General features: G+C 33.7%; 10 protein-coding genes. 5 read left to right on the forward strand and 5 right to left on the reverse strand.

Features of this window, described 5'->3' with window-relative positions; all coding sequences use genetic code 11:
• Positions 1-451: 451 nt before the first annotated feature.
• Positions 452-742, forward strand: coding sequence for a DUF3189 family protein (locus BM024_RS13805; protein ID WP_245753870.1), 291 nt, complete (start codon positions 452-454; stop codon positions 740-742).
• A gap of 226 nt (positions 743-968) precedes the next feature.
• Here BM024_RS13805 and BM024_RS06670 read toward each other — a convergent pair whose 3' ends face one another.
• From BM024_RS06670 to BM024_RS06680, 3 genes are all read right to left on the reverse strand, one after another.
• The gene (locus BM024_RS06670; RefSeq protein WP_090678685.1) at positions 969-1,340 is read right to left on the reverse strand and encodes a hypothetical protein; all 372 of its coding nucleotides are present in this window, start codon (positions 1,338-1,340) and stop codon (positions 969-971) included.
• Positions 1,341-2,264: 924 nt separating this feature from the next.
• Complete coding sequence (locus tag BM024_RS06675; protein ID WP_090678686.1) at positions 2,265-2,723, reverse strand: SRPBCC family protein; 459 nt, start codon at positions 2,721-2,723, stop codon at positions 2,265-2,267.
• Positions 2,724-2,897: 174 nt separating this feature from the next.
• A complete protein-coding gene (locus BM024_RS06680; protein ID WP_090678687.1) occupies positions 2,898-3,269 on the reverse strand; it encodes a helix-turn-helix domain-containing protein in 372 nt (123 codons plus the stop codon).
• 1,672 nt (positions 3,270-4,941) lie between these two features.
• Here BM024_RS06680 and BM024_RS06685 point away from each other — a divergent pair.
• The 4 genes from BM024_RS06685 to BM024_RS06700 all read left to right on the forward strand — a co-directional run bounded on the left by BM024_RS06685 (position 4,942) and on the right by BM024_RS06700 (position 12,752).
• Positions 4,942-5,628 carry a carboxypeptidase-like regulatory domain-containing protein gene (locus tag BM024_RS06685; RefSeq protein ID WP_090678688.1) on the forward strand — a complete coding sequence of 229 codons (687 nt, stop codon included), beginning with the start codon at positions 4,942-4,944 and terminating at the stop codon, positions 5,626-5,628.
• Between the two features lie 108 nt (positions 5,629-5,736).
• A complete protein-coding gene (locus BM024_RS06690; RefSeq protein ID WP_090678689.1) occupies positions 5,737-8,736 on the forward strand; it encodes a SusC/RagA family TonB-linked outer membrane protein in 3,000 nt (999 codons plus the stop codon).
• Positions 8,737-8,902: 166 nt separating this feature from the next.
• Positions 8,903-10,273: a RagB/SusD family nutrient uptake outer membrane protein gene (locus BM024_RS06695; RefSeq protein ID WP_090678690.1), complete on the forward strand. Its 1,371-nt coding sequence runs from the start codon at positions 8,903-8,905 to the stop codon at positions 10,271-10,273.
• On the forward strand, positions 10,263-12,752 hold the full coding sequence (locus BM024_RS06700; RefSeq protein ID WP_090678691.1) for an alpha/beta hydrolase family protein: 2,490 nt from the start codon (positions 10,263-10,265) through the stop codon (positions 12,750-12,752). The genes BM024_RS06695 and BM024_RS06700 overlap by 11 nt, the downstream gene beginning before the upstream one ends.
• Positions 12,753-12,815: 63 nt before the next feature.
• On the opposite strand, the gene BM024_RS06705 is transcribed toward BM024_RS06700, so the two are convergent.
• Both BM024_RS06705 and BM024_RS06710 read right to left on the reverse strand, forming a co-directional pair.
• Positions 12,816-13,175 (reverse strand): hypothetical protein, encoded by a 360-nt coding sequence (locus BM024_RS06705; RefSeq protein WP_090678692.1) that lies wholly within the window; start codon positions 13,173-13,175, stop codon positions 12,816-12,818.
• Between the two features lie 524 nt (positions 13,176-13,699).
• Positions 13,700-14,560: a helix-turn-helix domain-containing protein gene (locus BM024_RS06710; RefSeq protein WP_143077733.1), complete on the reverse strand. Its 861-nt coding sequence runs from the start codon at positions 14,558-14,560 to the stop codon at positions 13,700-13,702.
• Between the last annotated feature and the right edge of the window lie 72 nt (positions 14,561-14,632).

Raw genomic sequence — 14,632 nt, forward strand, 5'->3', positions numbered from 1 at the left:
GTTTCTCTTGTTGTGTGATAAGTGGTTTATTTCTAGGTAGTTTAATGCTCGTTTTGATTTGCTAATTTCTTCAGATCTTCCAGAAAATGGTTCGAAAATTGTACTGGGAGGACGACCACACTTACACTAAGTAAGGTCTAAAACCCTCAAATTCTATGAATTTGAGGGTTTTTTGTTTTATTTCATATCAAGAAACCCCAATAAAAATAGCTTATATGATAGACAGTAATAATTTAAACAAACATTTAACACTATAAACTAGAATGAGAATTTATATATTACTCACAAACCACGACAAATAAGCTGCTCATAATAGATTTATCAATATTTTTTTAAAATTCATTATAATGAAAAAATTACAATTCAAAGTATGCATTAATGCACCTGCATCCAAGGTATATGATTTTATGCTTGGTATTCCAGTAAATCAACATATGATCAATGGACGTCTTTGTTTAGTCCTAGATCCACCTATGAAGGAACTTGGAATAAGGAAGGGAAAATTTTATTTATTGGTGTAGATGAGAATGGAGAAAAGGTGGGTATGGTTTCCAAGATAGTTGAAAATATTCTCAACCGATTTGTTTCTATTCAACATTATGGTTTTTTAAAAGACGATAAGGAAATTACAGAAGGTCCAGAAGCAGAAAAATGGGCAAATGGATTTGAAAGCTACACCTTCGAAGAAAACAATGGGACTACAACCGTTACTATTAATTTAGACACAACAGATGATTTTTAGATTATATGGATGAGAGCTACTCAAAAGCACTAAACAAGTTAAAAGAACTTTGTGAAAAATAAAATTTTCAAAATATCTCAAAAAGCAAAAAAACAAACGAAGCCTAAATACGTCAGATTGTTTTTAAAATAGCATGAACATATTTTACAAAGTTATTCTGTGAAATTTTGAGCCCTCACAGCTCTAAAAATTTCACGGAAATAACTTTGTTTAACATTTTAGAATATTATTTATTTTCACTCCATTCTTTGAAAGACTTAGCTGTTTTAGGATTTTCAAAGAAGAAATGATTTACATTTTCTAATCGACTTATTAATTGTCCCTTTTCATTTACTAAACGCTCATACTCCGATTTTTCAATAGTATTCTTAACTGCTACATACATTGAGAAGCCTGTTGCTAGAAGAAAAAAAGCATTCAATGCCATCAGGTATAGCAATCTTTTAGAGCTAACTGCTTTATAAACTTTTAAAAGTTCCTCATTGTTTTTTGTTATCTCTCGATGAAATTGCTCAAAGTCATTATGTAATCGTTGACTTTGTTCTTTTTCTATATCTCGTAGTTCAGCAATATTTACTGTTACTTTAATATTACTCAATTGCTAGATAGTCTCTAAATGAGATTTTTCACTTTGTTTTATTGTTTGCTCTAATTGTATGACTTGCTGAAGAAAAAAGAAATTCAGAAATATCTATAGTATGACTTCTACTAACTAGAGGTTCAGTCAATGGCGGATTAAGGTAGAGTAGAGATTAAAAATTTTATTTTACATCAATTATTAATAGTATATTTGATATAGAATCGAAACGATTCCAATCATAGTTTAAAACTTTCGTAATAAGGTGCTCACAACAATTTAAAAAAGTGAACATCCCTATTTATAAAGCATACGGCATAAAAGAGGCTATCCCTCTTTCTCCGCAAAGAAAAACCGATAGTGAAAACTATCGGTTTTTTTGCGTCTCCTAATTTCAGTCTCTAATGAAAAGTCCTCTAATATAAATCAAAGCTCATATAGTTTTCCTTGTTTTAAGCTTATCTAATAGCTCTTTAGGCAAGAGGTTAATTGTCCTTTAAAACCCCTTTAAAACGATTGTTAGTGGCTTTTATGCTGATGTTTATACTTCCTGTAGAACCTATTTCTTTAAAAAGAACATAGATACTAAATACAAAAGATTGAATGCAAAACAACACAAATTATGTGGTTTTATTTGGGTTTCCTTCGAGTCTCCTTCGGGTCTTGTTCGGTAAATGAGCCTCTAGCCCAAGTAAACACTAGAAATCCCCGAAGAATCCCCGAATAAAGTACTTTTGTAATGTTGTTAGGTGTTGATATATAGTGGGTTATAAAATATTTTGAATCATTATATATCAAATGATATCAAAATACTTATAATACAAAACGAGATTTGTATTTCCCTCCAGTTTTGCGATAGAAAGAATAGGTAAAGTAAATCCGCGAGAGCGGAAATACAATTAATTAAAAGAACCTTACATAGTCATTTAATCCTTTAAAGGATTTTTATTTTTCACAAAGTTCTTTCAACTTATTGAGTGCGGTTGAATAGGACTGATTCATATAATCTAAGAAATCATCAGTTGTATCTAACTCAATAGTTACAGTTGTAGAACCATTTTCTTCATCGAATATATAGTTTTCAAATCCGTTAGCCCATTTTTCTGCTTCTGGTCCTTCAGTAATTTCCTCTCCAGCTTTTAAGAATCCGTAATATTGAATAGAAACAAATTTGTTTGTAATATTTTCTATTACCTTGGAAACCATACCTACTTTTTCTCCCTGTTCATTTAAACTAAAAAATAGAACTTTACTTTCTTTCTCCCAATTTCCTTCATAAGTGGATGTAGGATTAAATGCAGATGTCCATTGTTCATAAGTTGATTTGTTTTTAATACCTAACATAATATCATAAACCCTAGATGCAGGAGCATTTATGCTTATTTTGAATTGTAATTTTTCCATGAAATTTATATTTTAATAATTATGTTTTGGATTATTTATTTGTCTTACTATCTTCCTCCTTCTCCACGAACTTAATATAAAGCTTAGTCTTTAGGTCTTTATTAGTACTGCTAACTTCCTTTTCTTTAACTAAGTTTTACATTACGTTTGAAATAACATTTGATTTAGGGCTGTTTAAATTTCCATTTTATATGGTATTACTTTCACAACCTTATCTATAAGTTTTTTACCTACAGTTCCATCTTTTTTTATCATAGGCACTTGTTCATATTCTATAACAACCATTTCATCATTAAGAGAAGTTGATAAAAATAGTTTGTCGAATGACTTTAAGACGAATATACTTTTTAAAATTACCATATGTCTTAAGTTGTATTTTTCATCTTGACTATATGATTCAACTTTACCTACAAATGATTCAGCGAAGCCCATTTTTTTACTTAATTTTCTTTGAGACCAATTATGTTTAATTCTTAAAGCTTTAACTCCCTCGATGAGTTCAAATTCTACAGAATACATTGGGTCTGATTTAAAAGTATTAGCCATATTACTAAAATAAATATGTACCGTAAATTTGGTACATTAAAAAGATTGTTTATATTTGTAATTCATAATGGAACAAGAGAATCGTTTTATATGATTCTTAACCATAAAGTCTCGGGCCTTCCGCAGACCATCGTTCCATAATTTCAAATTGTGAGAACGATTTTTTGTTTCTAGCCAGTAGCTCCCCGCTACTTTTCCAAACCCAAAAGAGGAGAAGGCTTTCAAAAAATCAGTCTCATGTCGGAGGTTGTGCTCCTAGGGTGTGAGTCCTGGTTCTACAAATTCCAACCCCTTTCTTAGTTTTCTTTTTTGGAGAAAACATCGTCAAGGTGCGCAATAAAATTCAACACTTTAAAAGTAGCATCTTTCGTACTATTTTCCAAACGGTAAATTATCCCTGAAAGGAATATTTTAGACGGTCTGTTTTTTGTATTGGCAGACTGTCGCCGCTTCTTATAAGTGATTTTTCACTTTTAATTATAGTTCTCCCTTTTTTTTGCTAATCGCTAATCGCTAACCGCCAATCGCATTTGTTGGAGTGTGAATTCTGAAGTGTGAATGCTAGATGTGAATATTGGATTGCAAAAAGCAAAAATGCAGTTAGCGATTGGCGAAAACGCAAAAATGCAAAACCTAGGAATCCTAATGGATACTTTACTAAAGGTTTACTCAACCTCCATTTAAAGTACACTTAAAGTTTATAAAACTAATGTAGGTTAAATGGACTTTAGATAGAGTTTTAAAGGGTGTTGGATATAGAATAGGAGTGGTAAAGTATAGTTTTGAAGGAGATTGCGGATCAGGTCCGCAATGACCAATACTCTTTTCAGACCTCTGATTAATCATCACAGTTTTTACTTCGTCAGTTTGCTTTTTCAGTCGCCTGTCTCCAACTTTCTGTCTCCATTTCCTATTCTCCCTTAGCTTCTTTGCTCATTAGCATCTTAGCTATAAAAATGACTTTCAATTACTCAAATTATAATTAACCCTTGATTTGGATTCTAGTTTCTCTAACATCCAACATCTAACAACTAGGGCGGAGCGTTAAGGAAATGTCTAGTAGACATTTATAGCGAACGAGCCAGTAGGCGGAGGTGGCAATAATCAAAAATTAAACACCTAATAAATATGAAAAAGAACTTGTAAAGGCTTTATTTTTAAATTGTTAATCACACCTTATGTTGCCCTAACAATCCGTATTACTAACAAGGTTTTGCGACCTCAGATTGGAATTCTACACACTTGTTTACGGATATCTACAAGTAAAAACAAACTACAATTTACGATGCTTTCAACGGGATGTTGGAACGCGTACAGCTTTTTGGTGACGAGAAATGCATAAGGCGTAAAAAGTGATGCGTGAAGCGTGATGCGTCTTTGAACACAAAATCTCGTCATTAAATATAGGGCGGAGCGTTAAGAAAATGTCTAGTAGACATTTATAGCGAACGAGCCAGCAGGCGTGATGGCCATAAAGGTGACTGGAGACTGAAGTAGGGGCTTTAGGATATAAATTGCTAATAACTAACCACTAAAAACCCCTTCGCTCCTTAGCAAATAACCAGATTCACAGATTTACAAATCAGCATTACAAACAAATCAACCATTCTTAGCTTCTTTGCTCCTTAGCAAATAAACAAATTCACGAATAAACAAATCAACATTTAAAATAATGAAAAATACATTTATAAGAAATTTAATGATACTAATCCTAGTAATCATAAGTGGAGCGATCTATGCTCAAAAGAAAGAAACAATAACCATCACAGGAAAAGTAACGGTAAAAGACACCGGAAAACCACCATTAGGGGTAATCACCGTTTTAGAAAAGGGTGTTGCTGAACATATGGCATTTGGGGATGTGATAGGAACAAACCGCCATACTTTTATCCAAAAAGACGGGACTTTCAAATTCACCATTAATAAAGGTGGGTCTATTATTATAACAGATAACAAACATCGTTATATGCCACATGGACTTAGAAACTTAGACAAAAGTCAAGCAGTAAATGTTGAGCTGAGAAGAATACCAAACTTTGAAAAGTCGGCGTACCCACCTAATGAATTACACAAATTAGAAACTAATTTTGACGTAACAAAAAAAGTAAAAATATCGGGTAGAGTTACAGATAAAGGAGGAAAGGGACTAACTGATGTTTATATAACTCAAAGTAATGTATTCAATGAAAATGAAGATATGGCTTTCTCTACCACAAATAAAAATGGAGAATTTTCCTGTAAAGTATTAAAAGGGGGGCATATCCTTATAGGTGCTAAGGGTTATGAGCTTCTCGAACTTAATGCATCTAAGGATACGGTGGTTAATGCAAAACTAAAACTGGTTAATCCGTTTAAATAACTCGCTAGATGTTAGTTGCTCGATGCTCGATTTTAGTGGTATTGGGGCAGTCGATAATCTAATCACCAACAACTAATAACTAAAATCCAACAACCAACATTCAAAATTATGAAAAACAAAAACAACACAAGCTGTATCAGCTTGCTGTGGCTATTCTTTTGTTTATCTACTTCACTCTATGCACAGGAAATTATTTCTGTGCAGGGGAGAGTAGATGGGGCAGAAGGTCCACTAATAGGGGTGACGGTTCTTATTAAAGGAACGCAGTCCGCTACAGTAACTGACAGTAAAGGGGCTTTTAAGATTAAAGCACCTAAAGGAGCGAGTTTGCTCTTTGAATTTATGGGCTACACTTCTCAGGAAAGGGAAGTGAAGGTCAATGTGATGATTGTAAAACTCAATCAGAACACAGAGTCTTTGAAAGAGATTACGATCAATACGGGGTACTATAATGTGAAAGAAAGAGAACGCACGGGGAGTATCGCTAAAATCACCGCAAAAGATATTGAATTGAGTCCTGTAGTAAATCCACTGCAAGCTCTTCAAGGACGCATGGCGGGAGTGCATATCACCCAAAACACTGGAATAGCAGGAGGTGGGTTTGAGATTGAAATTAGAGGAAAGAATAGTTTAGGGCTTTCTAGTACTGATGCTAATAAACCCATGTATGTAATTGATGGTGTTCCCATTTCTGATATTTCAGTAATGAATAGCTCTGGGTTTACAACCTCTTTATTTAATAGTAGAATTTCAATCTTGAATGGTATTAATCCCAAAGACATTGAGAGTATAGAGATTTTAAAAGATGCAGATGCAACAGCTATTTATGGTTCTCGTGGGGCTAATGGGGTGGTGTTGATTACCACTAAAAAAGGTCAAGCGGGTAAAACTCGTTTTACGATTAACAGCTCTACGAGCTTTTCAAAGGTTGGGAAATTCATGGACATGATGAACACCGAGCAGTTCAACCAAATGAGAGACGAGGCTTTTGCGAATGATGGAATTACCGTTTTTCCTACAAATGCTTATGACATGAACGGAATGTGGGATAGAAATCGCTATACGGACTGGCAAAAGGAATTGATTGGTGGAACAGCTATTAGTAAAGACATTGCATTAGGTGTTTCGGGAGGAAACGATTTTACTCGTTTTAATATCAACCTGGCGCATGGCGAGAATGGAACGGTGTTTCCGCAATCGGGCAAAGGGTTTGTTAGAAACTCTGCCTCGATTAATTTGAATCATCGTTCAAAAGATGATAAATGGAACATCAATGTAATGGCGAATTATTCGGTTTCTACCAATGATTTACCTTCAGCGGATTTAACAAGACAATCACTACTACTGCCACCCAATGCACCTGCTTTGTATGAAGCAAATGGTAAATTAAATTGGCAGAACAATACATTTTTTAATCCCCTAGCTCCTTTGGGCAAAACCTATGATAATGAAACCCGAATGTTGGTCTTGAACACTCAAATCGGTTATAAGATTTTACCTTCGACGAGTATGAAGCTAAACGCAGGGGTAACAACCAATTCATTTGAAGAGAATGTTTTGGAGCCTCATACTATTTTTATACCAAGTAGAAATCTAACTAGTAATTCAGGTTCAGTTTCTCAGAAAGCAAATAATAATTTAGATTCGTTTATCATTGAACCTCAACTTCATTGGGAAAAGAAATTGGGTGACCATAGTTTAAAAGCCTTGGTAGGTGGAACTTTCCAATCCAATTCGAGTGATATGTTTAAAATTACCGGTAGAGGCTTTAGTTCCAATGCTTTTATTAGAAATATTGGATTGGCTCTCATAAAAGAAGTCAATCAAATTGGAAATAGTGAGTATAAATATGCGGCACTTTTCACTCGTTTGAATTATTCGTTTAAGGACAAATATATAGTGAACTTAACAGGGCGTAGAGACGGTTCAAGTCGTTTTGGAGATAACAATAAGTTTGGAAATTTTGGTGCAGTTGGAGCAGCTTGGATTTTTTCAGAGGAGAGTTTTGCTAAGGATTTGCAATGGTTGAGCTTCGGTAAATTGAGAGGGAGTTATGGGACTACGGGTTCAGATGCTATTGGTGATTATATGTATTTAGATACCTACACAGCTAACACAGTTTTGTATAATGGATTACCGGGATTGTATCCCTCTCGTCTTTTCAATCCCAATTATAGTTGGGAAAAAACCACCAAGTTAGAAGCAGCTATAGAGTTTAGTTTATTTAAAGATCGAATCAATGCTAGTTTGGCGTGGTATCAGAATCGCTCCTCGAATCAGTTGTTAGCGATTAACCTACCTGAGATAACTGGTTTTCCTTCTATATCTGACAACTTTGGCGCTACGGTTCAAAATAGAGGGTGGGAGTTGACCTTAAACACTGTGAATGTTCAAAAAGAAAATTGGAATTGGATTACGAACTTTAATATCTCACTTCCTGAAAATAAATTGATTGCTTTTCCTGGTTTAGAAGACTCTACGTATAAGAATAGATATGTGATTGGGAAAACTATCAACCTAGTTCCTTCCTATAACTACGAAGGGATCGATCCCGTTACAGGGCTTTATAAATTCACAGATTATGATAATAATAATATTATAAATACTCAAGATAAAAAAGTGTTTGTAGAACGAGAGATGAAGTTCCACGGTGGACTTCAAAACACCCTTTCGTATAAGAATTTTAGTTTAGACTTCTTGTTTCAATTCGTAAAACAAACCAATTACAATTATGATAATATTGCAACTCGTCCAGGAACTTTGGTTACTAATTATCCATCAAGAGTTGTAGATCGTTGGACACCTTCTAATTTAGATGCGGAATATATTAAAGCAAATGCGTCAAATAATGCTGCTTCGACTAGTAACACTTTAATGAAGCAAAGTAACAGAGTTATTTCTGATGCTTCTTTTATTCGTCTGAAGAATCTGTCTTTAGGTTATCAACTAGCCTTACCAAAACTGGGAATAGAAGCAGTGAACTTATATGTTCAAGGACAAAACCTTTGGACTTTGACTAATTATTACGGTATAGATCCTGAATTCATATTTATTGGGAACTTACCACCACTGCGTACCATTGCTTTTGGAATGCAATTAACCTTTTAATTTTTTATTATGAATTCCAACATGAGTTTTACAAAATTTAAAGAATAGCTTACTCATGTTTGCTTCATATCCACTAACAAATAAAATTATGACACCATCATGAGCTTCAAAAATGTATTTAATGGTTTACTCATGATTGCTTCATATCCAATAAAAAAATATAATAATGAAAAACCTATACACTTACATAAAAAAAGGGATTGGCTTATTGATGATAAGTCTATGCCTTACAAGTTGTGAAGATTTAGTAGAAATTGAGCTCCCAGACAACCAACTTAACACTCCAAATGTGTTTTCTGATAAACACACTATAGATGCAGCGCTTTCAAATTTGTATTCTAATTTTAGAGATGCTCCTATATTTAAAGGTGGAAATTTGGGAGATTTAGGAAGATATACAGATGAACTAGAATCTTTTTCGCAAGAAGATTTGCTATATACAAACACTATCACAGCTTCAAATCCTACTGTAAGTCAATTGTGGAGTCTATCTTATTCCAATATCTATCACATTAATGCTTTTATAGAGGGCTTAGAAGCTTCTACTATTTTGGAAGAACATGAAAAGAAAGTGCTATTGGGAGAAGCTTATCTCTTAAGAGGGCTGTATTATCACTATCTCACTCAGCTTTTTGGAGATATTCCTTATATCACCACTACCGATTACAAAACAAATAGTCACATTGGTAAAAAGACTCATTTAGAGGTTTTGGATTTAATTGAATCTGATTTGAAAATAGCCTTAGAATCATTGGATAATGCCTATAAACACCCAGATCGTATTTATCCAAACAAGGCGGTGGTTGAACTCGTTTTGGCAAAAAATTATCTATTGCAAAAGCGTTATGATCTAGCAGAACAATATGCTCAAAACATAATTGATAACCCACTTTATGGTTTAGAAACAGATTTAAATAAGGTGTTTAAAAAGAGCGCTCAATCTACCTTATGGCAAATGAGCCCTAATGATTTGATCCCCAGTTTTACAGCTACTAATGATGCTATGATATATATTTTTACGAGTTTGCCTCCAACGAATTTTGCTTTGTCTTTTGCATTGTTAACAGCTTTTGAAACCCATGACTTGCGATTGCAATATTGGACTAAAGAGGTGAGCAATGGAATGAATTCTTATTCCCATGTTTATAAATATAAAAACACTTTTAATAATACCGATGAGTTTTCAATCATCTTTCGTTTGGAAGAGGCTTACTTCATAAAAGCGGAGGCATTGGCTTATCAGGAAAAAGTTTCAGATGCGGTGAATGTTTTAAATGAGATTAGGACAAAAAGAGGATTAGTAGGATTGCCAACCACTTTGAGTAAACCTGATTTTATAATAGAATTACTAGCTGAATATCAACGTGAGTTTTTTACAGAAGGTGGTCATCGTTTTTTAGATTTAAAGCGAAACAGTCGTTTGCAGGACTTAGAAGTCGTTAAACCCAATTGGGAAGCGAAACACGCTTTGTTGCCGATTCCAGAATCGGAATTACTTATGAATGAAAACCTAAAACCACAGAACTATGGATATTAGGAAGTGTTTTTGGTTATTAGTATTGTTTTATTCTACTATCTCGTTTGCAACTGCTCAACGAGATAGTATTTCAATAGACCCTAGGTGGAATTATTGGCATGTGGATGCGATGGCGCCCAATGGAGATTGGGCGTTTTTATATAAGATTTATACAAATGACAGAAGCAAGAATGAGGCTTTTGCAGTGCATACGGATACTAAAAAAAGAGTCGATGTAAGCGGGATTTCTCAACCTCAATTTACTTCTAACGACTTTTTAATCGGAACTAGAGCAAAGGAGACTGTTGAGGTAGATCTAAGTACTAATATAAAAACTTCCCTAGGTATTTTAAGTCAAAGAGATTGGATAGAAGAAGAGCAAACACTCTGTTATATTGACGAGAAAAAGGAATTGGTATTAAAAAAATATGCTAAGAATGGGAATGAGGTAGTGTGGTCTAGAAAAGGGGTGACTAAATATTTAGTAAATCCTTTAAAGACCGCGATTCTATACCAAGAAGAAGACAGTACTGAACTTTACTTTTTAGATTTAAAAACCCTGAAAGAAAAGAGTTTGTTAGATTTAAAAGAACCTTTAGTTTCTGTGACTTGGAATATTCAGGAGAATGCAATTGCAACTAGTTTGAAAGAAAATAAGATTCTCTTTGTTGATTTAAAAAAAGAAGAAACGAGAATCATTGAATTGCCAAAATCAGAATCTCCGATTGCTGAATTAAACCTCAGTTTTTTTCTTAATAACGATTTGTATATCAGTTATAAGATTTTAAATGCAGAGAAAGACCCTATAGAAAACTATCTAGATATTTGGAATGGAAACGACAGAGATTTAAAAAATAAAGTTAGACCAAGGCAAAAGGGAGAGTTGAAAGCATTTGTCTATAAACAATCAAAAACTCAATTAGTCGAACTACCGAGAAGTGAAAAGCAAGACTATTTGAATATGGGAATACCGAACTATTTATTGGTTTACGAACCCTTGGAACTACAAGACTATTCTCAGGCATATGAAAATAAGCGTTATAGAATATTAGATTTAGAGACTTTAAGAGAAAAAGGCGATTTAGCGGTTTCTTATAGTCTAGAATTTAATTTGAGTAGGTCTAATAATGGGAAGTACATTATATATTCCAATAAAAACAAATGGGAGGTGTATGATTTTGAAAGTAAAGAACGCTTTGAGATTCCACACAAGAATGAATATAGCACTCCTATATGGTCTAGTGATTCTAGAAGTATCTATTATCAAGACGAATCTAATCTGTTTGTTTTAGATGTTGTTACTAAGAAAAAAAGACAGCTGACGAATTTTGTGGGTATTAATCAGATGAGCTATCAGAATAAAATTCAAAATTCAAATAGTTTTTATGCAGATATAACAAAACCTTTGGTGTTTAGTATCCGCAAACCGAATGAAGATAAGACTTCTTACTATAGTTTATTTAATGACAAGTTAACCAAGATTATTGATATGACTTCAAATAAATTAAACTTGAAGTATATTTCTAAAGGAATATCTTCTGATAGAAAAACACTGGTTTGGACAGAAGAAAATTACAATCAACCCCACACTGTGAAAGTGTTTCGAAAAGGAAAAGTAAGTACGCTTTTAGTAGCTGAGGTACCCGAAGAGCTCTACAGCTGGCGAAAACAAAAAGTGATTCATTACAAAGACAAATACGGTGTCGATTTAACGGGGGTGTTGTGGTATCCAAAAGATTTCAATCCGTCTAAAAAATATCCAATGGTGACTTGGATTTATGATGTAGGACAAGGAAATGATAGATCTTTGTTTGATATCCCTACTTTGCTAAATCCACACGGTTTTAATAGGACGTTGTTGAATGAACAAGGTTATTTTGTTTTTCAAGCGGATACCTATGTCTCAGACGAAGGTCCTGGAGTGTCAGCAGTTGAATGTTTGACCAAAGGAATTGAAAAAATCACTTCTTTAGAACCATCTATAAACAAGACCAAGATAGGCTTGATAGGACATTCTTTTGGAGGGTATAAAACTAGTTTTGTTTTAGGGAATTCAAAATTATTTGCAGCAGGGGTTAGTGGGTCTGGAATTCATGATTTAGTCAGTTTTAATTACGAATATAATTATCATTTACAAAGACCTAATTATTTTAGAGTTGAAGGACCTCAACAAGACTTAAGAGACTCTTTTGGGGAGAATCCAACCAAATATTATAAGAACTCACCCATTCACTTTGCTCAAAATTTCGAAACACCAGTTTTGTTGTGGGCAGGAATGGAAGATTACAATGTTCATTGGGAAAATACGCGTCATATGTACATTGCTTTAAAGCGCTATAAAAAACCGGTGATAGCCCTTTTTTATAAAAAAGAAGGTCATGGAATGTGGGATAATCGAATAGATTTAACGTATCGAGCTTTAGATTTTTTTGATTACTATTTGATGGATAAGAAAAATGTAGGATGGATTTCAAAAGGTGTCAATTATGAAAGCTATTAGATAAATTTAAAAAAGCAGCCTCAAAACTTGAGACTGCTTTTAAATGATTAAGTAATAGTATTATTAAATCGTTCTTTCATATAGAGGAAAAATGACTTTCCATTTTAACTCAAGCATATTAAAATATCTAGCACCATATAATCTTACTGGAACATCATCTACTTCCCAAAGACATTCTATTTCTGTATTGAAAAGGGTACAATTTGTGGGAAATGGAGCAGATAATTGTACTGCATTTCCAGATGCATCTTCATAATAAAATGGGCCTGAATGAACTGGTTGCGTTTGTTGAGGTGCTTCTGCAACAGTTTCAACAATTCCTTTTACTGGTTCTGCTGGTGGATTGATGTCCATCGCGAATCCACTTCCGATTGTCATAGTGAAAACTCCTAGAGTTACTATGAACTTTTTGATTTTATTCATAATATAAAAAATTTAATGCTAGGCCTATTACATAAAAAGGAGAGGACTAGCGTTCTCCTCTTAATGGCTGCCTATTCCTGATCTGGGAATAGTTCCATTAGGCTCGCAACAGTTCTATGCTGTTGGTGTTGAAAGAAGTTGCAATTTGAAGGTTTCTAGAATTTCGTCTTAATGCTCCGTTCTTTCAAAAGCTTTAAACAACTATAATTCTCAGAAAACGCTAATCTCATATGCTTTTGGATCTCTATCCTTTGCTATTAATTGTAGTAAATAGGTTTTCGATTTTCTAGTGTTTTACAGATTGATTGATGCTAATCAATTAATCTGTAACTATTTGATAGGGTAAAATTAGAATGTGTTTTTTGATTATTTACTTGATGCAAGTTGCTATTTACTTGATACAGAGGTCTATTTGCTTGATGCAACTGTCCTTTTACTTGATGGTACTTTAAAAAAGAGTTACTATTTTTAAAAAAAAGTAAAAATGCCCCAAACCTGTTAGACATTGTTTGGGGCATTTTTTATTATAGAAAGTTCTTTTGTTTTTGTACTTCGCTTGGACTCTTTCCAAAGTGGTTTTTAAAGGCAACATAGAATGTATTGGGGTTTTTATATCCTATAAATCGCGAAATTTCTTCGGATTGTAGATCCGTAAAGATGCGTAAGTGTAATCCTTCCAAGAGTTTTTTGTGGGTTAGGTATTGATCGACAGTTTTCTTTGAAAAGTTTTTTAAGAGGGAATAGATTTCGTCTCCGATTATTTTTAATACGTAGTTTTCTCCTCTTAAGAATTCAAAGCCGTTTTCTTCTTCTTTTTTGTTTTCTTCTTCTTTTTTGATTTGTAGCAGCTCGTATTTTTTTAAGCTGTTAAGCTTGTAATACTCTAACTGACTGTCGTAGGAATAGGTTTCTGGAAAATTGAAGTTGTAGATAAATACGCGGTGCGACGAATTTTCGGAGTCGTAGATATAGCATCCTAAAATGCCCATTACGCGGTTGTTTTCTAATTCGATCAGGTCTTGGAAAGGGGTATAGGCATTGGTGGCTTTAGACCAATTGGGAGCGCTTTCTTTTGTTTTCTTGAGAGCTTTGTGCAGATAGTGATTGTCATCGGGTGGTTTGCCACAGACTATTTCGATTTCTTTGTTTTGAACTTTCAAACAGAAAAATTCATTGTGGATTTGAATACTCTGTATGTCGAATGACCTATAGACTGGACCGTATAATTGAGTGTCAATCATAAAGCTTATAAAGGAACTTGCATTGGACGTCAATAAATGTAATGCCGAAAAAAGATATTCTTTTGGTATGCTCTGTCGATTAACATAGGTTTCCCAAAACGTATATATCGTGTCTCTTAAATATTCGTATAGTTTGGTTTTCATAGGGCTTTCTCAATTCTTATTTTATTTTTATAGTCTTATGAATAGGTCTCTATTTTTAGAGTATTGAATTTA

This window comes from Myroides guanonis (genome assembly GCF_900114085.1).
GTDB classification, from domain to species: Bacteria; Bacteroidota; Bacteroidia; order Flavobacteriales; family Flavobacteriaceae; genus Flavobacterium; species Flavobacterium guanonis.

What these genes read in the sequence shown, in the direction of transcription:
- BM024_RS06705 (WP_090678692.1), bottom strand. Translation starts at nt 13,175, where the DNA reads ATGAATAAAATCAAAAAGTTCATAGTAACTCTAGGAGTTTTCACTATG.
- BM024_RS06690 (WP_090678689.1), top strand. Translation starts at nt 5,737, where the DNA reads ATGAAAAACAAAAACAACACAAGCTGTATCAGCTTGCTGTGGCTATTC.
- BM024_RS06710 (WP_143077733.1), bottom strand. Translation starts at nt 14,560, where the DNA reads ATGAAAACCAAACTATACGAATATTTAAGAGACACGATATATACGTTT.
- BM024_RS06695 (WP_090678690.1), top strand. Translation starts at nt 8,903, where the DNA reads ATGAAAAACCTATACACTTACATAAAAAAAGGGATTGGCTTATTGATG.
- BM024_RS06685 (WP_090678688.1), top strand. Translation starts at nt 4,942, where the DNA reads ATGAAAAATACATTTATAAGAAATTTAATGATACTAATCCTAGTAATC.
- BM024_RS06675 (WP_090678686.1), bottom strand. Translation starts at nt 2,723, where the DNA reads ATGGAAAAATTACAATTCAAAATAAGCATAAATGCTCCTGCATCTAGG.
- BM024_RS06700 (WP_090678691.1), top strand. Translation starts at nt 10,263, where the DNA reads ATGGATATTAGGAAGTGTTTTTGGTTATTAGTATTGTTTTATTCTACT.
- BM024_RS06680 (WP_090678687.1), bottom strand. Translation starts at nt 3,269, where the DNA reads ATGGCTAATACTTTTAAATCAGACCCAATGTATTCTGTAGAATTTGAA.